Below are 19,832 nucleotides of genomic sequence, written 5' to 3'. Positions count from 1 at the left end.
ATCTTAACAAGGCACATCGCGAGTAAATCTATGAAAATCGGCATTATTGGTGCAATGGAAGAAGAAGTTACGCTGCTGCGTGACAAAATTGAGAACCGTCAGACCCTCTCCCTCGGTGGCTGTGAGATCTACACCGGCCAGTTGAACGGTGTTGACGTGGCTCTGCTGAAATCAGGCATCGGTAAAGTTGCAGCGGCACTGGGCGCGACCCTGCTGCTTGAGCGCTGCAAGCCTGACGTTATCATTAATACGGGTTCTGCGGGCGGTCTGGCGCCGACGCTGAAAGTGGGCGATATCGTGGTTTCCGACGAAGCGCGTTATCACGATGCAGATGTCACCGCATTCGGCTACGAATATGGTCAGCTTCCGGGCTGCCCGGCCGGGTTTAAAGCGGATGATAAGCTGATTGCCGCCGCTGAAAGCTGCATTAACGAGCTGAACCTCAATGCGGTGCGTGGCCTGATCGTCAGCGGCGATGCCTTTATCAACGGCTCTGTCGGTCTGGCGAAAATCCGTCATAACTTCCCGCAGGCTGTGGCCGTGGAGATGGAAGCCACAGCCATCGCGCACGTATGCCATAACTTCAGCGTGCCGTTCGTGGTCGTTCGCGCGATCTCTGACGTGGCGGACCAGCAGTCCCACATCAGCTTCGACGAATTCCTGGCCGTTGCGGCCAAACAGTCCACCGTGATGGTGGAAACCCTGGTGCAGAAACTGGCGCGTGGGTAAGGTGTCATTCAGGGCGCTGGTCGCCCTGCTTCTGCTCGCTCCGGCCTGGCTCATCGCCGCGCCGCGGGTGATCACTCTCTCCCCTGCCAATACGGAACTGGCGTTTGCCGCCGGGATCACGCCCGTTGCGGTGAGCAGCTTTTCCGATTATCCACCGCAGGCCGCCCATATCGAACAGGTTGCCACCTGGCAGGGAATGAACCTGGAACGCATCGTGGCGCTAAAGCCCGATCTGGTCCTCGCCTGGCGCGGCGGTAATGCCGAACGGCAGGTGAACCAGCTCTCTTCGCTGGGAATAACGGTGAAATGGGTGGACGCGGTGAGCATCGAACAGGTGGCGCAAACCCTCCGTGACCTCGCGCCCTTCAGCCCTACCCCCCAACGCGCCGGGCAGGCTGCACAGCAGATGCTCAACGACTATGCCGCGCTAAAAGCCCGATACGGCACGCAACCGAAACAACGCGTTTTTCTGCAATTTGGCAGCCAGCCGCTGTTTACTACCGGTAAAGGCTCGATCCAGAACCAGGTGCTTGAAACCTGTGGAGGTGAAAATATCTTTGCCGAAAGCCGGGTTCCCTGGCCCCAGGTCAGTCGTGAGCAGGTTCTTGCGCGACAACCGCAGGCCATTGTGGTGGTCGGAAATGCGAGCGAGATTCCTAAAATAGAACAATTCTGGCATCGGCAGCTTAAAATTCCGGTTATCGCACTCAACAGCGACTGGTTTGAACGCGCCAGCCCGCGTATTATCCTCGCCGCAAAACAACTCTGCGCCGAACTGGCAGAGAGTCACTCAAACAGATAAATACCCCCTTCGAGGATTTAACGATGCTCGTGTATTGGCTGGATATTCTTGGCACAGCCGTTTTTGCTATCTCCGGCGTTTTGCTTGCCGGAAAACTACGCATGGATCCTTTTGGCGTACTGGTACTCGGCGTTGTTACGGCGGTGGGAGGCGGAACGATCCGCGATATGGCGCTGGCAAACGGCCCGGTATTCTGGGTAAAAGATCCCACGGATCTGGTGGTGGCGATGGTCACCTGCCTGTTAACCATCGTGCTGGTTCGTCAGCCTCGCAGACTGCCAAAATGGATATTGCCGGTGCTGGATGCCGTCGGTCTGGCGGTCTTTGTGGGAATAGGCGTGAATAAAGCCTTTATTGCCGGGACTGGCCCGCTGGTGGCGATCTGTATGGGCGTGTTAACCGGCGTGGGCGGGGGGATTATTCGCGACATACTGGCGCGAGAAGTCCCGATGATCCTGCGAACGGAAATCTACGCGACGGCCTGTATCATCGGGGGGATTGTTCACGCCACGGCGTATTACACCTTTGCTGTCCCGCTGGAGAATGCGGCGATGCTGGGGATGGTGGTCACGCTGGTGATCCGTTTAGCGGCGATACGCTGGCACCTGAAGCTGCCGACGTTTGCGCTGGATGAAAATTCAAGATAGGCGTCGTTTATAAGCCCGGTAGCGCTTCGCTTACCGGGCCTACAATCTGCATTCAGGCTTAAATACTGAACGAAGAACCACACCCGCAGGTGCTGGTCGCATTCGGGTTAGTCACCACAAAGCGCGAACCTTCCAGACCTTCAGTGTAGTCCACTGAACCGCCCACCAGATATTGCAGGCTCATCGGGTCAACCACCAGCGCGACGCCCTGTTTCTCGATAGTCATATCACCATCGTTAACCTGATCGTCAAAGGTAAAACCATACTGGAAGCCACTACAGCCGCCGCCGGTAATATAAACACGCAGTTTCAGATCCGGATTGTCCTCGTCGGCAATCAGGGTTTTCACTTTTTTCGCTGCTGCTTCGGTAAATTCCAGCGGCAACGCTACGTCATCACTCATCTTATGCTCCCATGAATACTGCGACTGCTATTGGGCAAAAATCACCCAATTCTTTTTGTCATTATCTAATACCCTGGTAATTCATTCAAGTATTCTGCTTCAGGGCCTGTTCAGCTTCCTGTTTCGCCAGGGTACGGGCAAGAATGGTGGAGTATAGCGGTTTTCCACCCAGGAATTGGGCTAATAGTGTCGCGCCGAGACAGGTAATGATCATTGGCAAAATGAGCTGGTAATTGTCGGTCATTTCCAGCACCAGTACGATCCCGGTCAGCGGCGCGCGCAGGGAGGCCGCCAGCAGCGCCCCCATTCCCGCAACCGCAAACGTCCCCGCATCCAGATGGTAGGCCGGGAAACCTGCCGCCGCCGCCATCCCGAACGCCGTACCCAGCAGCGTCCCCAGTGCCAGCATCGGAGCAAAAATGCCGCCCGGGGCGCCAGAGGAGAAGCACAATACCGTGGTGATGACGCGTGAAATAAACATAAACAGCAGCAGGCCTACGCTGAAATTCCCCGCCGCGGCAATGGGAATCAGGCCGAAACCGCCGCCCGCCGCATTCGGTTCGATGAAACCGAGGATCCCGCACACGCCGCCAAGCAGGCCTCCCACCAGCACCCATTTCGTGGTATTTCCGCCATGGATGCGCTGAAACATATCCTGCGCCCGTAAAATCAGGGTGTTAAAAAGCGGGCCGACGACGCCAAAAATCATCCCAAGAACCAGATACAGCCATAAAGTATTGACCGGCGCATTGGTCAGCTTGCCAACTTCAATCACCGCTCCTTCGCCGTTAAAGACGCGAAAGACAATGCTCGACATAATCACGCCGGTAAACACCGCTTTAATGGAGATCAGGTTGTAGCGGAACTGGGCGCGCATCTCTTCAATGATAAACAGGATACCCGCCAGCGGCGCGTTAAACGCCGCAGACAGCCCCGCTGCGGCCCCCGTCGCCAGCAGCGTATGCCGTGCTTCGGCGCTGCGCATACGGAACAGATCGCCGACCATGCGCCCGACGTTACCGCCCAGCTGTACCGTTGGCCCTTCCCGACCGAGCACCATGCCCGCCCCGAGGGTTCCCATCCCGCCGATAAATTTCACAGGAATCACCCGCCACCAGCGAACCGGGCGTAGCTCCTCCAGCGCCCCCTCAATTTCAGGGATCCCCGAGCCACCTGCTTCAGGTGCGAATTTACGCACCAGAAAATACCCCACCATGGCAAACAGCGCCGAAAGGCCAAATGCCCACACCCAGACCAGCCATTCCCGATCGGCAAAGCTGGCGACGGTACCTATGCGCCAGTTGAGCACCGCGTTGACCGCTTTCTCGAATGCGACCCCCACCAGCCCGGCCAGCGTACCGACCACGGCGGCTGCCAGCAGAATGGCTAACGGGGTTTTGTCACGGTTGAGCAGCCGCCGGATACTGACCCGGTGCTTCGCGCGCGTAAACTGTTGTTGTTCAAAAGAAGGTGTGTTCTCGTTCATTACCTGTTCTGTTTCGTCATACAAAAGGCCGCAGGGATTCTACCAGAGACAATCCCCTCGTCCCCTGAAAAATACTTAACAATTGTTAAGCCTTCTGAGGGGCAAAAATTTTATAACCTCTTCCGAATCACTTAGAATAGTTGCCTTAACTTATTTCTACGAACCAGGAACGACGCCATGAGCAAGTCTGAAAACCTCTACAGCGCAGCCCGCGAGCTTATCCCAGGCGGCGTGAATTCACCCGTGCGCGCCTTTACCGGCGTGGGTGGCACCCCGCTATTTATCGAACGTGCGGATGGGGCATATCTGTATGATGTGGATGGTAAAGCCTATGTCGATTACGTCGGCTCCTGGGGCCCGATGGTACTGGGGCACAACCACCCGGCGATCCGCAACGCGGTGATTGAAGCCGCTCAGCGCGGCCTGAGCTTCGGCGCGCCAACCGAGATGGAAGTCAAAATGGCGGAGCTGGTCACCGAGCTGGTGCCAACGATGGACATGGTGCGTATGGTGAACTCCGGTACCGAAGCGACCATGAGCGCTATTCGTCTGGCGCGCGGTTTTACCGGTCGTGACAAGATCATCAAGTTCGAAGGTTGTTATCACGGCCACGCCGACTGCCTGCTGGTAAAAGCCGGTTCCGGCGCGCTGACGCTCGGTCAACCGAACTCCCCGGGGGTGCCGGCTGATTTCGCGAAACACACGCTGACCTGCACCTATAACGATCTGAACACCGTTCGCGCCGCGTTCGAGCAGTATCCGCAGGAGATCGCCTGCATCATCGTTGAACCGGTGGCGGGCAACATGAACTGTATTCCACCGCAGCCGGATTTCCTGCCGGGCCTGCGCGCACTGTGCGATGAGTTCGGCGCGCTGCTGATCATCGACGAAGTGATGACCGGTTTCCGCGTCGCGCTGGCGGGAGCGCAGTCATACTACGGCGTAGAGCCGGATCTGACCTGCCTCGGCAAAATCATTGGCGGCGGCATGCCTGTCGGCGCGTTTGGCGGCCGTAAGGACGTGATGGACGCGCTGGCGCCAACCGGTCCGGTTTACCAGGCGGGTACGCTCTCCGGTAACCCGATTGCGATGGCGGCGGGCTTTGCCTGTCTGACCGAAGTGGCGCAGCCGGGTATCCACGAAACCCTGACGGACCGGACGACGCAGCTGGCAAACGGCCTGCTGGAAGCCGCAGAAGACGCGGGTATTCCGCTGGTGGTAAACCACGTCGGCGGGATGTTCGGGATTTTCTTCACCGATGCGAAAACCGTGACCTGCTATCAGGACGTGGTGAAATGCGACGTGGAACGCTTCAAACGCTTCTTCCACCTGATGCTTGAAGAAGGCGTGTATCTGGCCCCGTCAGCGTTTGAAGCGGGCTTTATGTCCGTGGCACACAGCAAAGAAGATATCAATAACACCATCGACGCAGCGCGTAAGGTGTTTGCGAAGCTGTAAAATGTGCGGCTTGATGCCCTCACCCCAACCCTCTCCCACAGGCAGAGGGTTCCCCAGTAATTTGAAAGCAAAAGCGATAACATTGCCTCAGAATAACTGAGGGCTTTCAGCGATGCCTCGGTCCGGCTGTAAATCGCTGAGGCGTTTCCTGTAGGCCGGGGCGAGGCGCAGGGATGCGCCGAGAGGGCGGGCTTTACAGGGACGTTTCCTCCGCCCGTACCCGATAAGCCGGAAGGAATAAGCCGAAGGTACCGCGAAGCGGCGATTTTCCGCCGGAAGCCCGGGTCGCCAGGGTGGTGGCGACTGAGCCACCCTGGCACGTTCACCGCTCATGTCGTGACAAAGTAGCAAGGAACATAAAGTGAACGGAATGACCACCAGAGCCGTATGTTCCCCCTCACCCCAGCCCTCTCCCACAGGGAGAGGGAGCAAAAAAGTAAACGGCAATCTAAGGATTGCCGTTTACTTTTATTACCGACTCTGCTTTCTCAACAGATATATAAAGTACGGCGCGCCGATAAAGGTCGACAGCAGGCCCGCCGGGATCTGATACGGGAACAGCACCATCCTTCCGCACCAGTCAGCAAAGACCAGGATCGCTCCGCCCGTCAGCGCAGAGATCACGATATGCGGCAAAGTCCTGCGGAAGCCCATCATACGGGCGATATGCGGCGCCATTAATCCGACAAAACTGAGCGGGCCGATAGTCATGGTGGCCGTCGCCGTCAGGCACGCGGCCAGCAGCAACAGGGCGATACGCGTTGGCGTCAGCGCCACCCCGACCGCGCGGGCGGTATCCCCACCCAGCGGCAGAATGGTCATCCAGCGACGGCACAGCGGCACAATCGCCAGCAGTACGATCATCACAATCCCGGTATGCACCACCTGACTGCCGGTAGCGTTGTACGTTGAACCGGAAATCCAGGTCAGGATCTGCGCCATGCGCGGATCGCCGCTCGCCTGCAACATCATCAGCAGCATAGTAAACGCGGTGCTGAGCGCCATCCCGGCCAGCAGCATGCGGTGAGGTGAGAACCCCCCTCGCCCGGAGGCGATCAGGATAATCATCAGCGTGACTGCCGCGCCGATACTCCCGGCAGGCATCAGCCAGCCGAACGCATTTCCCGGCACGAGGAACAACATTAACACTACGCCAAACGCGGCCCCGGAGCTGATCCCTAATACTTCCGGGCTTGCCATCGGGTTGCCGGTGAGACGCTGGATAATACAGCCCGCCACCGCCAGCATGACGCCCGCAATCAGCGCGGAGAAGATCCGCGGCCAGCGCCACTGCATGAGTTCATGCAGCAAATCCCCCGTCGCCCAGTGCCAGCCCGTGGCGTCGCGTCCCAGCGAGAGTGCGGCAAACGAGGCGATAACCAGCACCGCCAGCCCGGCAAGGCTGAACCACACCACCGACTGACGTTCGGCATGTACTTTATCGCCGGCATCCATTGCCGGGGCGCTAATGCTGCGCAGGCGCGGCAACAGCCACAGCAGCAGCGGCGCGCCGATCAGAGCCGTCACCGAGCCCGTGGAAACTTCCATCCAGACGCGCGCCAGCCAGAGAATGAGTTGATCGGAAAGCCAGAGGATCAGCGCGCCAATCAGCGGAGCCAGCATCAGACGCGCCAGCAGACGGCGCGCGCCGAGCATTTTTGCCAGCAACGGCGCAAACAGGCCGATAAACCCGATGATGCCGACGGCGTTAACCAGTAACGCGCTCAGCACAATCGCCAGGGTCAGGGCCGCCAGACGCGCCAGCGACAGCGCCAGCCCCAGATTGCGCGCCACGCCGTCATCGAGGCCCATCAGCGTCAGCGGACGCAGCAGCAGCAGCGTCAGCACCACGCCGCCGAACAGCTGCGGCCACAGGCGCTGGACGATACTCCAGTCGGTCTGGGTGAGCGTGCCGGTACTCCACATAAACATGCTTTGCAGCTGGTCGTGGTGAAACAGCACCAGCAGCTGGTTGATCGCCCCACAGTAGAGGCTGACGACCAGCCCCGCGAGGATCAGCGTGACCGGCGAGAGACGTTTTCCCCAGGCCACGCCAAAGACCAGCGCACCGACCACACATGCGCCTGCCAGCGCGGCAAACTGCGAGGTTAACGCTCCCGGCAGGGTCCAGAGAGTGGTGATGGTGATCCCCAGCTGAGCCCCCGTCGCCACGCCCAGCGTGGTCGGCTCTGCCAGCGGATTACGCAGCACCTGCTGAAACAGTACGCCCACCAGTCCCAGTCCCGCCCCGACCAGCAGGGAGATAGCCAGACGCGGCAGCAGGCTGTAGTGGAACAGCATTTGCTGAATATTATCGATATCCGGTGCGGCAAACGCGGCTGCCCATTGATCGCGCGGTAACGCCGTGGTCAGGTTAAATCCGGTTAACGCCAGGGCAGCCAGAAAAATGAGCGCTAACAGTAACATCGGGAAACGGGCCATCCGCGTGCTCATGCCTTGCCTCCCAGTGCATTGTCCAGCACGCGGGCAAAATGCATTGCCGACAGCGTCGCGCCGTAGAACCATACCGCTGGCGCGCGCAGGAAGCGCTGCTCGCGGACGAACGGCATTGCCTGCCAGAGCGGGGTCGCCATCAGAGTTTGCATTTCGCGCTCGTTCCCATGATCGAAGCACAGCACGTCCACATCACGAAACGCCGCCAGACGGTCAATCCCCACGGCGGTACTGCCCCAGAATGTCATCTCGCCTTCCCAGGCATTGCGAATGCCAAAGCTGTCGAGCACTTCCTGGAACAGACAGTTATTTCCAAAGACCAGCATATGGCGGGCATCCAGCAGGGTTACCATCAGCAAAGGCCGATCGCCACGGTGGGCAAAGCGCGGCTTGAGGGAATCAATCAGCGCATCAAATTCATCGAGATGTTTTTTCGCCTGAGCCTCACGGTTGAGGAACTGCGCCATCTCGTGGATGGAATTTTTTGCCATGGTCAGCGGCTTTTTGCCGTCGCTAAAGGAAAAGCCCCGTCCGGGCGCAATCTTCGCCATGGTCTCTTCCGACGGGCCATACCCCGCAGACCAGAATAAATAAGACGGTTTCATCTGGGTGAGAAGCTCAAGGTTCGGCTCCGTACGCAGGCCAATGTCGATGACGGAGTCCGGCAGTTTTGGCTCATTCACCCACAGGGTGTAGTTGGGAATATCGGCCACGCCGTAAGGCGTCACGCCAAGCGCCATCATCAGTTCGACGGGCAACCACTCCAGCGCCACGATGCGGTGCGGATCGATAGCGGCAGCGCGGGCCGGGCCCATCTTTAACAGCAGCGGTGAGAGCGCCATGGCCGTCAGCAGGCGACGGCGGCTAATGAATGTTGAATCCAGCATCAGTAGACAAAGCTCACGGGTGCAGCACCGGCTGGGTGAGACAGGATGCCCATAGGAATACCGTAGATATGTTCCAGCGTTTCGCTGCGCATCAGTTCGGCAGGCGTACCCTGAGCGATCATTTCACCGCCGCGCAGCGCTACCAGGTAGTCGCAATAGCGTGCCGCCATGTTGATATCATGCAGAACGGCAATCACCGTCAGGCCGCGCTGCTGACTTAAGCGATGCACCAGCGCCAGGACGTCAACCTGATGAGCAATATCCAGCGCCGAAGTGGGTTCGTCGAGCAGCAGGCAGCGGCTGTCCTGCGCCACCAGCATCGCGATCCATGCGCGCTGACGCTCGCCACCGGACAGGCTATCCACCAGACGATGCGCCAGCGGTTTTAACCCAACCAGCGCGATCGCCTCTTCCACTTTCTCTCTGTCAGCGACGCCAAAACGCCCGAGCGCACCGTGCCACGGATAACGTCCAATCGCCACCAGCTCGCGCACCGTCATCCCCTCCGCCTGCGGCAACTGCTGCGGCAGATAGGCCACCTTGCGGGCAAAGGCCTTACTGCTCCAGCTCCCCAGCGGCTGGTCATCCAGCAATATGTCGCCCTCGGACGGCGGCTGATGACGACCCAGCATCTTCAGCAGCGTCGATTTACCGGAACCATTGTGCCCGATTAAACCGGTCACTTTACCTGCGGGAAACGTCAAAGAGAGCGGATGCAGCAAGGTGCGCCCGGGTACGCGAAAGGAGAGATTGTTAAGCGTGAAGGTGGAGTCGGATTGCGTTTTATTATCCTGCATGTCAGCCAACTTAAATAAAAAGGGCACGGCGAACCGTGCCCATAAAGAGGTTAGAAGCGGAAGGTCGCGGTGGCAACAACCTGGCGTCCTGCTCCCCAGTAGCATGCATACTCGCTGTAGCAGCTGGAGACGTATTCACGGTCAAAGATGTTGTTCACGTTGACACCGACGGAAGATCCCGGCAGACCAAAGCGCGCCAGATCGTATTTCACGGTCGCATCCGCCAGGGCATAACCCGCGACGTTAAAGGACTCATAGGCTTTAGGCGACGCTGAGGAGTAGTACGTCACCGTGTTACCGATGTAACGCGCGCCCGCACCGACGTTCAGGCCACTCAGCGCCGTCTCGTGGAAGGTGTAATCCGCCCACAGGGATGCCATGTTGCGCGGTACTTCTGCCGGACGACGACCTTCATACCAGGTATCATGGGTATATTCCGCATCGGTGTAGCTGTAGGCCGCCGTTACGTTCACGTTAGCCGACACCGCCGCTTTCGCTTCCAGCTCAAAGCCACGGGAGCGAATTTCACCGCCCTGCACGCTAAAGCCGCTGGTCGGGTTCGCCGGATCGGCGGTCAGGTTGTTGTTCTTGGTCAGCTGGTATACCGCGGCCGTCACCACAACAGGCAGATCTTTCGGAACATACTTCACGCCCGCTTCATACTGCTTGCCGCGCGCCGGATCGAACGGTTTGCCGCCCTGGGTGGTGCCAGAGAGCGGTTCAAAGGATTCACTGTAGCTGAAGTATGGGGTAATCCCGTTGTCGAACAGGTAGTTAATCCCCCCGCGCCAGGTAAATGCCTGATCGTTAATTTCCGCGGTGGTCCCGTTATTACGGTTAAAGGCAGACGTTTTTGCAAAGTCATAGCGGCCACCCATGGTGAGTACCCACTTATCCCATTCCGCCTGATCCTGCGCATAGAGCCCGGTCTGCTCCTGGCGATTGAGCATGGCATACGGGAAGTTCACATTGACGTTCGCATTGCCGTGCTGCGGATTGTTCATGCTGATCGGATCGGCGGTACCGTAGTCAGCATCAATATCATTGCGCATACGAAGGTAATCCACCCCCGTCAGCAGCGTATGGTCAACGGCACCGGTCGCGAATTTCGACTGGAGCTGTGTATCAACCGTGAACGAGTTGAGGTCTTCATCTGAGCGCACGTACGCACGGCTGATTTGGGCCGGAGCGATATAGCCATTACCGTAAACTGAACGGTAAAGCGTATTGATTTTGGTATAACGCAGATTCTGACGCACGGTGAAGGTGTCGTTGAATTCATGCGCGAAGCTGTAACCCACCATTTTCTGACGACGGGAGATCTTATTGTCTTCATCGCCTTCGTTGAAATCGGTCGGCAGTTTGTGCGCCTTTCCGTTAGCATCATAGTAAGGCACAACGGTACCTTCACGCGGCAGCCAGCCGTAGTAACCCGCATCCGGATCGCTCTGGAAGTTGCTCAGGAAAGTGAAATCGGTTTTATCATCAGGACGCCAGCTGAAAGACGGCGCAATCGCGTAACGAGTAGACTTCACCATCTCCTGCTGCGCATTTTCACTGCGTCCCAGGCCGGTCAGACGGTAGGACCACACGCCGTTATCATCAATCGCGTCGCTGAAGTCAAACCCAGTCTGCCACAGGTTATCCGTCCCCATTTTGAACTGAATTTCTTTTAACGGTTCCGTGGTTGGACGCTTGCTGACCATACTCACTACGCCGCCAGGGTGGCTTTTGCCATACAGTACGGACGTCGGGCCTCGCAGCAGCTCTACGCGCTCCAGGAAGTATGGGTCCATCGACGCTTCAGAGTAGTTATCCCCTTGCAGCTTCATACCATCCAGATACTGGTTGGTATTCACGGTGCTGGAGGTGGTGAACCCACGAATCGAAACCACATCATAGGTCGTTGAGGAGCCGCGCGTTGCGAAAACGCTCGGCGTGTAGGCCAGCGCCTGTTTAACCGTCCCCGGCTGTTTCATGTCCATCTCTTCACGTGTGACCACGGAAATGGACTGCGGGGTTTTCTCGATCGGTGTATCGGTTTTCGTCGCCGTTGCAGTGCGCTTTGCTGCAATCGTCGGTGCAGGCCCCCAGGCACTCTCCTGCGCAGCCGGTGCGGCAGTAACAGTAATGGTTTCTTCTTTTTTCGGGGTTTCGGCGGCATGAGCATAAGCAGACATGCCGGCAACCGCTGTGGCTACGACGACCGCGATTTTACGCAGCGACGTGTTAATTGGCTGAGCAGTATTGGAAAGCGCCATGATGGATCTCTGATGGAAAAGTGAATGATAACGTAAACGAGAATTATTATTATGACCGCAGAATAATATGCGAAACGTTGGCTGCATAGCAAGCAGTATGCGGCCCTACAAGATTTAAGGGTTTAAGAATTAACCAGATGAAAATAGAGGGTTAATGAAGTTAGCGAAATGATCGCTAAAGCCCGCCGAAACGGGCCGGAGGGCTTAACGATAGAAGAGTTCGAAAGTCGCGACGGCGTCGACTTTCCCGGCTTTAACCTCTCCCGTTTTGATGTAACGGGCTTTGAGTGGGATCTCAACCGGGACGTTGTCCTGGCTACGGGTTATTGCCGTGTAGCTCTGGTCGAACTGTAACACCGCATCGTTCTTGTCGAGGATTTGAATGCCTACGCCGCTTGCAGCGTTGTCTCCGGTAGCAATGTTGAGGATATTGCCATCCGTTACGCCAGTCGACCCTGCACTGGTGAACTGATAATCAATTTTTGTCCCGGCGGCGCAGTCCGTAATATCAATCCTGAAACGACTGTCGGTCAGGATGTCAGAATACTGACCGTTAAAATCGTGCGCATTGACCGTTTCTAGCGGCACGTAGATGTTTTTATCCGCCAGGTTACATGTGTTTGTCGTGATGTGCACACTGGTTGGTGAAAAGCGAATTTCGCCTATCACGTCGTTATCGTAAGTTTCATGTGAGGTTAACAGGGACGTATTAAGATCGCCCTCTTCGACTTCACCAATAACGATCAACTGAGCGGTAGCCCGGAAATTGTAATTCGTTGAAAAGCTTCTGATCGTGCCAAGATAAGTTTCCGGCCTGATAATGTCTTCTTCGGTATAGCTGGGGAACTGGGTTGTAGACGCTGCAACGCGAATGCCAATCCCGGCCACGTTGGTTTTATACACTCCGGGTAAAACATCTTCACGTGCATCAGCATCACTCAATGAGAGATAGCCTCTACGTACCCGAACGGAATCACCATCACATCTTTGCGCAATTTCACCTGATTCCACGCTGGCGTCATAAATAATGGTACCGACCTGAACGTCTGGCTCAAGCTGGATGACAGCGGGAATGTTGAAGGTAACAATTCCCCCGCTACTTCCGCCTCCCGTAAATGTACAAGTTGCGAATGCCGGAGCTGAAAACAGCATGATTAGGCCAGCCATTGCGCTGATGAATAGTTCTTTGCTACGCCTCATTGGCAATTTACCGTCATTTTCAAAATAGTTGCTGAGCGCCCGGGAGGGAGATCCCCCGCCCACGCACACCGTTGATCGCGCCCGTCACCCCACTGCACATTCAGGGAAACCGCTTCATGCAGACCGGTAAGCCAGACTTCTCCTTCATCACCGACGATAGCCGTTGCACTTTCCTGCGTGACAATGGCGCCGAAAGGTACCGGCTTGCCGTGGAAAAGCAGCGTGATAAGCGCACGCTTCCCCACTCGTGCATCAAAATTCGCTGAGATGGCCGCACCTTTTGTTGGGACAACATCCTGGGTAGCGGCGGCAATTTCAATATCTTCACGATCCTGGGTGTTGACCGTAATACCGTTTTTCCGGTAAGCCGTTAGGGAAGGGACAATCGCGTTACCAAAGCGATCGGTGTAGATCCCTCGCCCGTTCTGTACTTTGACGTTATCGCCATCTTTGATATGGACAATGGCAAAGGCGTCGCGGACGGATTGCCCCAGGGTTACTCCATGTTCATGCGCAACAATTGAACCCTGCGCGCTGTAGTTCCACTGTCGGTTATCGCCCCCGTAGTTATACCCCAGCCCGACATCACCGGCAGATCCCCGGTAGCGCCCGGATACACTGCCGCCATAGCCAGTATCTTGACTGGCATAGGTCTGCTGGAGGTTATAGCTGAGGTTATTGTTCTCAAGTGCCGTGCCGCCGATCCCTACCTGATGCGAAACGAATCCACCGCTGGCAGTGTTGGCGCTGTAAGTTGACCATGCGTTCGCTAGCCAGCGTGAAAGAGGTACGTTGACCATCAACGCCATTTGCCGATCGGTATTGGCGTCCGGCGTACGCGTCAGGCTGTAGCTTACCGACCAGGTTATACCGCGCCAGCCGGAGCTTAGCCCCGCACTGACGCTGCGCTCGTGTCCCGCCATGTTCCAGTAATCCTGCTGATAACCATTAAGGTAAGCCGATCCCCAGTCCGAAACGCGTTGGGAAAGATTAACCTGCATGCGGCTGCGCCGATTATTGGTTCGCCGATAGGTATAAATCCCATCGTCAATCTCGCTGTCACGCTGGTCGACAGCTTCCTGAAAGGTATAAAACCCTGAGGTGGAATAACGGTAGCTGGCAAGCGTCACGGTGGTGTCTGTATCCGGAATATCCCTGGAATACTGCGCACGCCATGACATCCCGCGGGCATCATCTCGTCCATCATCAAAAGCCGTACGGGCGGCGGTCACATCCACGGATGCCGATCCGAAACGGCCAAGATCGGCCCCTGTTCCCGCCAGCATAGCCTGATACGACGATGCAACGAGCGCGCCGGCGTATGTTGTTACGCCATAAGGCAGGCCGTAAATGACCGTCCCTTGCAGAAAAGGGGGCTCGTCCTCACCTTCATTACCGCGATAACGCCCTGCCGCCAGCGAATATTTAAATGCCCCTTCCCGCTGTAGCACCGGTACCGATGCGCTGGCCTGGATGAAGCTGTGTTCGCTGCCGTCGGCCTCTTCCACCGTCACCTCCAGATCCGCGCCGGATGTGACCTGGCTTAAATCGCGGATCTCAAATGGTCCCGGAGAGACGTTGCTTTGATAAATGGTGTAGCCGTTTTGCCTGATGGTGACTTTTGCATCGCTATTTGCGATACCACGCACCACGGGGGCAAACCCCTGCTGGCTGGTGGGCAGCATGGAAGTATCCGTTTCCAGCTTCACGCCGGTCATTTGGACGCTGTCGAAAAGCTCGCCGTTAGTGTACGTCTGGCCTATCTCAAGCTGGCTTTGCAGGGTTTTGATATCACGTTGCAGCGTACTGGCGATTGCATCCCAACCGGCGTTGTCACTCCAGGTGCTGTTGTTACGCAACCGCCACGCCCCGAGGTTGATCCCCGACTCCAGACCAAGCCATGCAGATGACGTTTCACCAGAACGGTAGTGCTGCTGAGAGCCGCTAAACTGGTAGCTTGTCCAGGCGGCGGGAGCACCGTCATCCCAGAATTTCGGCTCGATAGCCCCGGCCGCAGCCTGATCGCGGTATTTTTGCGGGATCACCAGCTTGAGGGTCTGATTATCCTGGTCGTAATCGTAGCGGGCATTATCAATAAAATGGGAGATGTCATCGATTATCGCCGCATCATCCAGATCTTTCATGTCCGGGATCGTGTCGACTTTTACCCCTAATGCACGCAGATCCGCTTTGGTCAGCTCCGGTAACAGGCGCTGCTTATCGTCAGACAAGATCCAACTCACCGTGCGTTTATCCAGAACATCCCGATCCCACATAATGGTCGTCAGAAAGTTTCCCGGCAGTAAGCCATTATCATTGATGAAATTTTTTAGCGTTGAGGTGTTTTCCAGCGGAGTGTCCATCTCAAGGATCCGCAGGTTAAATTCGTCATCTGCACTCACAGGCTGGATCATCGCGAGCAGCGCTAACGCGATTCCCTTCAGAACCTGTTTGTAGAGTGGAGATGACGACATAGGGTACCAGCATTGTGTGTTTAAAGAGCCTGCTTGCGCTGGGAGGTTTGCGCGCCGAAATCGCTAATAGCAGTCCACGTCACGGGCCCGTTTGCAGATTGAGGCACAGAAAAATATTGCTCGCTGAAAGGTGCGACCATCATTGAAATCGCCCCCGGCGTGGTTTTTGTGTCAGTCACAGGGACACTTTTCCCGCCCACGGCCAGCTCGCCAAAGGAGACGTAAAACGGCGTTGGTTTTTTCGCAATGAGCCTGTTACCCTGGCGGAGGAACGTGATTTTTTCATAGGCCTGTAGGGCATCGGCTTCTTTCAAATCAGCAGGGCGCCAGAACAGTTTCAGACGCGTTTTCATCGCGAATTGCAGCGTATTCTTGTCTTTTAAGTCAGGTGATAACGCCGAGACGGATTTCACATTCGCCAGAAATAAAGATTCGCGATCTGCGGGCAGATTTTTTTTATCGCCGGTAAAAATGATGTGCAAAAGGGTCTGACGATTTTCCTGTAATTTATAGACAGGCGGCGTAATGATGAAAGGTGCTTTTGCATCGTTGGGGTAACTCACCCAGCTTTGCACCAGATATCGAGTATGAGGGTCTTTATTTTTGAGTGCTATTTGTACTTCGGATTTATTCGATGGATAAATAATTCGCGTGCCACCGAGAACCACACTTGCCTGTACTGAACAGCAAGAGATAATCAAACATCCACCTAACAATTTTAATAAATAATTCATACTACGTTCCAGAAGGCAGCCCTTTCAGGCTGCCAAAATAGATTTAGCGATAAACAACCTCGAACGTTGCAGATGAGGAGTAGTGACCTGCTGTTGGTTTGTTATCACCAACCTGAATAACTTTCGCGGTGTAATTAAAGACAGATGCTGTGGCGCCAGTGGCATCGTTCGCAACATCGGTACCGGCTTCCGGTTCTGATCCGTTGAAAACCACGTCCCCCTTAGTCCCATTTTCATTACTGACAATGATGCCAACGTTGGTCGCATTGCCAGCGCCGGAAAGATCGTTCTTCAGGCGCTTGTATTCCGCATCCGTTGTGGTGCCGCTGAACTTGAGGTTCAGTTTGGCAACCAGCGGATCACATTTTTTCACTTCAATCTTAAAGGCCTTCGACGTCCCGACCTGACCGTCAGTACCAAAATCAGAAGGATAAGTATCTGCAAATGTGACGGTGGAAGTATTGGACCCCGAGCCATCAACATCAATTTCACAGGTATCCGCCACAATTTTTCCGGCGAAATTTACCGTACCAGAATCGTTCGCTGCAAATACCGGCAGAGAGAGTGCAGCCATAAGCGTGCTGGCCAGCACCGTTGAAACAACATATTTACTCATAACAATATCCTTATATGTGATGATGAAGATATCCATTCTTGATATATACAAAAATGTTGGGAAGTCCTCTAAGGAATATCCTGTGAGGTCAGTAAATTTCTGGAGAGGATTTAATCAGATTATTCTTCATCACGTCTAGATCGCAAAATGATAACACCCGAATAATCGGACACAACTTTCTGTTTTAGATGAAAAAAAGCAAAAATTAATAATTCTACATTTTAAATTTAATAATTTTAAATATAAATGAATGTAAACATAAAAAAAGGCCGCTTAATCATTAAGCGGCCTTTTATTCAGGAAACTAATTAGTTTCCGCCAAACATGTCCTTGATCCAGCCGGCGACACCGTCGCTGTCTTTCTTCTCATTCTGCTGCTGCGGCTGTTGCTGCTGCGGCTGCTGAGGTTGAGAAGACTGATCGAACGGGTTACCTGTCGGTTCTTCTGGCTGACTTTGCTGACACAGCGCATCCGGGTTAGTCGTCCAGACCGGCAGCGTACGCATCCCGCCACCGCAGATAAAGTTGCCCGATGCGTCCACGCCCATATCAACGATATCTTCCGGGGCAACCAGGTTCAGCGGCACCGGAGACTGGTTGGCCAGGTAGCGCTGGTAAATCGACATCGCACCGCTCGCGCCATACAGTTTGGTCGGCTGGTTGTTATCGCGCCCCACCCAGGTGATGACCACTTCACGACCATCAATACCGGCGAACCAGGTATCGACGTTGTTGTTGGTGGTCCCGGTTTTACCCGCCAGATGCAGGCCCGGATACTTCGCTCCCAGCTGACGGCCGGTACCGCGCTGGACAACCTGCTGCATGGTCCACAGCGTCATATAGGCCGCCTGCGCCGGAACTGCGCGCTCAGCCTGCGGGAAGCTCTGATACAGCACGGAGCCATCTTCGGCAATCACCGAACGCAGAGCGGAAAGCGGAGCACGGTTACCGCCGCTGGCGATGGTCTGGAACGCCTGCGCCACTTCGATTGGCGTCAGGTTAAGCGCCCCCAGAATCATCGCTGGCACCGGGTGCAGCTGATCTTTCGGTACCCCCAGCTTCTGCCAGGTGTCGGTAATGGCCGGCAGGCCCAGCGCCATTCCGAGGTTAACCGTTGGCACGTTCATCGAGCGGGTTAACGCATCCACCAGCATGACCTGGCCGCTGAACTGTCTGTCATCGTTCTGCGGTGACCAAACCTGGCCGTTAGGCTGGCGCAGGGAAATTGGCGCATCGGCAATCCAGGTATTCAGGCGATAAAGATTCGGCTGGCTCAGCGCGGTCAGATAGGTCGCCGGTTTTGCCAGTGAACCAATTGAACGACGCGCCTGCATGGCACGGTTATAGCCCGCAAACTGCGGCTCAGCACCGCCCACCATGGCACGAACTTCGCCGGTGTTACGGTCAACCACTACCATCGCGGTTTCCAGATCGCTCAGCTTACGCTGCTTTTTCAGCGCCGGAATACCTTCTACCGCCGCTTTTTCTGCGGCGTCCTGTGCCACGGAGTCAAAGGTGGTAAAGATCTTCACGCCGGAGAGATCTTTCACTTTATCCCCGAGCTTAGACTGCAACTCCTGACGCACCATCTGCATAAAGGCTGGCTGCGGAGAAATCACCCCACCACGCGGCTGAACGCCCAGCGGACGCGCGCTCAGCATGTCGTACAGCTCCTGGTCAATCACCTGCTGTTGTTGCAGCAGACGCAGCACCAGGTTACGACGCTCCAGCGCCAGTTTCGGGTTACGCCACGGGTTGTAGATCGACGCGCCTTTCACCATGCCCACCAGCAGTGCCTGCTGGTCAAGGCTCAGCTCTTCTACCGGACGACCAAAGTAGTACAGGCTCGCCAGCGGGAAGCCGCGGATCTCGTTGTCACCGCTCTGACCGAGGTACACCTCGTTCATGTACAGCTCAAGAATACGATCCTTGCTGTAGCGTGCATCCATCAGCACGGCCATGTACGCTTCATTGGCTTTACGCCAGTAAGAGCGTTCGCTGGAGAGGAACAGGTTTTTCACCAGCTGCTGGGTCAGGGTACTCGCCCCCTGCACCGTACGCCCGGCGGTCAGGTTCGCCAGTACCGCACGACCAATGGAGTAAAGGCTAATACCGTCGTGCTCGTAGAAGTGGCGGTCTTCGGTTGCCAGCAGGGTATCTACCAGCAGATCCGGGAAGCCATTACGCGCCACGAACAGGCGCTGTTCGCCGTTTGCGGACGACAGCATGGTGATGAGGCGCGGATCGAGACGGAAGAAACCGAACTGGCGATCGTTATCCATGTTCTCAATGGTTTCCAGACGATCGCCGTCAAAGGTCAGACGCGCGCGCACCTGCCCTTCTTTACTGTCCGGGAAGTCGAACGGACGGCGGATCATCTCAATGCTTTTCGCCTGGACGGTAAATTCACCCGGACGGGTCATTTTCGTGACCTGACGATACTGCGTGGCTTGCAGCAGCTTCACCATCTCGTTCTTGCTGATGGACATGTCCGGCTCAAGGTTCACCATGCGACCGTACACTGCCGCAGGCAATTGCCAGACTTTCCCGTCGATACGGCTGCGGATCTTCTGATCCAGATAAACGCCGTAAATCGCGATCAGGACAACAAAAACAATGAACAGCTTCAGCAGCAACCAGAACCAGCCGCGCTTACCACGAGGCTTACGCCCTTTGCCTTTCCCTTTACGTGGCATCGGTTCTTCATCCTCATAATCGTCTTCATAGTCATCGTCATACTCCTCATCTCTGAGGCGACGACGGCTTACCTTTTCTTTCGCCGGACGCGTCGGCTTTCCCTTACGTCCTATTGGCTCGCGGTCATTCCCCGCCATGCTTTTTCTCCGCAACATTCAGGCGCAAAGGCCAGATTTTCTTATCTTGC

15 protein-coding genes are annotated in these 19,832 nt (G+C 56.0%); 4 read left to right on the top strand and 11 right to left on the bottom strand.

Annotated elements, in window-relative coordinates; genetic code table 11:
- The first annotated feature begins 30 nt into the window (after nucleotides 1-30).
- The 3 genes from mtnN to ACQG0T_RS04125 are packed head-to-tail and all read left to right on the top strand — an operon-like array spanning nucleotide 31 to nucleotide 2,178.
- Nucleotides 31-729, top strand: a complete 699-nt coding sequence (mtnN, locus tag ACQG0T_RS04135) for a 5'-methylthioadenosine/S-adenosylhomocysteine nucleosidase (RefSeq protein ID WP_003856223.1) — start codon at nucleotides 31-33, stop codon at nucleotides 727-729.
- Nucleotides 722-1,531: a vitamin B12 ABC transporter substrate-binding protein BtuF gene (gene btuF, locus ACQG0T_RS04130; protein WP_017383741.1), complete on the top strand. Its 810-nt coding sequence runs from the start codon at nucleotides 722-724 to the stop codon at nucleotides 1,529-1,531. The genes mtnN and btuF overlap by 8 nt, the downstream gene beginning before the upstream one ends.
- A gap of 23 nt (nucleotides 1,532-1,554) precedes the next feature.
- Complete coding sequence (locus tag ACQG0T_RS04125) at nucleotides 1,555-2,178, top strand: TRIC cation channel family protein (RefSeq protein ID WP_003856227.1); 624 nt, start codon at nucleotides 1,555-1,557, stop codon at nucleotides 2,176-2,178.
- A gap of 58 nt (nucleotides 2,179-2,236) precedes the next feature.
- Here ACQG0T_RS04125 and erpA read toward each other — a convergent pair whose 3' ends face one another.
- The gene (gene erpA, locus ACQG0T_RS04120) at nucleotides 2,237-2,581 is read right to left on the bottom strand and encodes an iron-sulfur cluster insertion protein ErpA (protein ID WP_003856230.1); all 345 of its coding nucleotides are present in this window, start codon (nucleotides 2,579-2,581) and stop codon (nucleotides 2,237-2,239) included.
- A gap of 85 nt (nucleotides 2,582-2,666) precedes the next feature.
- On the bottom strand, nucleotides 2,667-4,067 hold the full coding sequence (gene clcA / locus ACQG0T_RS04115) for a H(+)/Cl(-) exchange transporter ClcA (protein WP_271040562.1): 1,401 nt from the start codon (nucleotides 4,065-4,067) through the stop codon (nucleotides 2,667-2,669).
- A gap of 177 nt (nucleotides 4,068-4,244) precedes the next feature.
- Here clcA and hemL point away from each other — a divergent pair, with 177 nt between their 5' ends.
- A complete protein-coding gene (gene hemL / locus ACQG0T_RS04110; protein WP_058685967.1) occupies nucleotides 4,245-5,525 on the top strand; it encodes a glutamate-1-semialdehyde 2,1-aminomutase in 1,281 nt (426 codons plus the stop codon).
- A gap of 471 nt (nucleotides 5,526-5,996) precedes the next feature.
- Here the strand turns inward: hemL and fhuB are convergent, their stop codons facing one another.
- From fhuB to mrcB, 9 genes are all read right to left on the bottom strand, one after another.
- The gene (gene fhuB / locus ACQG0T_RS04105) at nucleotides 5,997-7,979 is read right to left on the bottom strand and encodes a Fe(3+)-hydroxamate ABC transporter permease FhuB (RefSeq protein ID WP_032625558.1); all 1,983 of its coding nucleotides are present in this window, start codon (nucleotides 7,977-7,979) and stop codon (nucleotides 5,997-5,999) included.
- Entirely contained in the window at nucleotides 7,976-8,866 is an 891-nt protein-coding gene (gene fhuD, locus ACQG0T_RS04100) for a Fe(3+)-hydroxamate ABC transporter substrate-binding protein FhuD (protein WP_003856240.1), read from the bottom strand. Before fhuD ends, fhuB begins: the two co-directional genes overlap by 4 nt.
- On the bottom strand, nucleotides 8,866-9,663 hold the full coding sequence (fhuC, locus tag ACQG0T_RS04095; protein WP_032103217.1) for a Fe3+-hydroxamate ABC transporter ATP-binding protein FhuC: 798 nt from the start codon (nucleotides 9,661-9,663) through the stop codon (nucleotides 8,866-8,868). Before fhuC ends, fhuD begins: the two co-directional genes overlap by 1 nt.
- A gap of 50 nt (nucleotides 9,664-9,713) precedes the next feature.
- Nucleotides 9,714-11,924, bottom strand: a complete 2,211-nt coding sequence (fhuA, locus tag ACQG0T_RS04090) for a ferrichrome porin FhuA (protein ID WP_271040560.1) — start codon at nucleotides 11,922-11,924, stop codon at nucleotides 9,714-9,716.
- 204 nt (nucleotides 11,925-12,128) lie between these two features.
- Entirely contained in the window at nucleotides 12,129-13,076 is a 948-nt protein-coding gene (locus ACQG0T_RS04085) for a fimbrial protein (protein WP_223826492.1), read from the bottom strand.
- 44 nt (nucleotides 13,077-13,120) lie between these two features.
- Complete coding sequence (locus ACQG0T_RS04080; protein ID WP_032103213.1) at nucleotides 13,121-15,598, bottom strand: fimbria/pilus outer membrane usher protein; 2,478 nt, start codon at nucleotides 15,596-15,598, stop codon at nucleotides 13,121-13,123.
- A 20-nt stretch (nucleotides 15,599-15,618) separates the two neighbouring features.
- Nucleotides 15,619-16,332, bottom strand: coding sequence for a fimbrial biogenesis chaperone (locus ACQG0T_RS04075; protein WP_271040559.1), 714 nt, complete (start codon nucleotides 16,330-16,332; stop codon nucleotides 15,619-15,621).
- A gap of 43 nt (nucleotides 16,333-16,375) precedes the next feature.
- Nucleotides 16,376-16,984 (bottom strand): fimbrial protein, encoded by a 609-nt coding sequence (locus ACQG0T_RS04070; protein WP_015572710.1) that lies wholly within the window; start codon nucleotides 16,982-16,984, stop codon nucleotides 16,376-16,378.
- Between the two features lie 272 nt (nucleotides 16,985-17,256).
- On the bottom strand, nucleotides 17,257-19,782 hold the full coding sequence (gene mrcB / locus ACQG0T_RS04065; protein WP_015572709.1) for a bifunctional glycosyl transferase/transpeptidase: 2,526 nt from the start codon (nucleotides 19,780-19,782) through the stop codon (nucleotides 17,257-17,259).
- Between the last annotated feature and the right edge of the window lie 50 nt (nucleotides 19,783-19,832).

The organism is Enterobacter cloacae complex sp. 302F9 (assembly GCF_050030335.1).
Classification (GTDB): domain Bacteria; phylum Pseudomonadota; class Gammaproteobacteria; order Enterobacterales; family Enterobacteriaceae; genus Enterobacter; species Enterobacter hormaechei_C.
The sequence above is the reverse complement of the archived record's forward strand: the minus strand, read 5'-3'. Positions and strand labels throughout refer to the sequence as shown.